Annotated in this window: 1 protein-coding gene; it reads right to left on the reverse strand. The window is 45.3% G+C overall.

Going from position 1 to position 680, the window contains the following annotated elements; genetic code table 11:
- A partial coding sequence (locus tag PL11201_RS25510) for a transporter substrate-binding protein (protein ID WP_145980326.1) occupies positions 1-680 on the reverse strand: 680 nt, incomplete at both ends.

Raw genomic sequence — 680 nt, forward strand, 5'->3', positions numbered from 1 at the left:
CCATTTTGTATTTTTCCCCTTTCTTGGGATCAGTCCAGTCACAACCAAAGCCCTTGGTCGCCGGAACAAATTGGTTCCAGGGAATCGGATCAACTGGGCCTTCCGTTGCCCAAACAATATTAAATAATCCATCATCCCGTACCTGTCCCATCCGCACGGTTTTAGAAATATGATGGTTGGGGAACATCGTCACTTTGCCCTCAGGAGCATCGAAACTTTGACCGATAGCTGCCAATCTAACCTTCTCTAAATCATCAGCAGTTCCGGCTTTTTCTACGGCCTGTTTCCACAAATAGACCATCAAATAAGCGGCTTCCATCGGGTCATTTGTTACCCGGTCTGGCCCATATTCAGCTTTAAACGCTTCGACCCATTTCTTATTAGTGGGAGTGTCAACGGTTTGGAAATAGTTCCAAGCGGCATAGTGACCCAAAAGGAAGTCCTTCCCAATTTGTCGGACTTCTTCTTCCCCAATACTGACCGACATCACCGGATATTTTTCCGGGGTCATTCCCGCCCCCTGTAACTGTTTGAAGAAGGCTACATTACTATCTCCATTCAAACTATTAAAAATCACACCGCCATTGGGTAATGCCTGTTTAATTTTAGTAATAATTGGGGTAACTTCCGTATTCCCTAGAGGTAAATAATCTTCCCCTACGGTTGTGCCACCAATAGCT

The organism is Planktothrix sp. PCC 11201, from assembly GCF_900009135.1.
In the GTDB taxonomy this organism is placed as follows: domain Bacteria; phylum Cyanobacteriota; class Cyanobacteriia; order Cyanobacteriales; family Microcoleaceae; genus Planktothrix.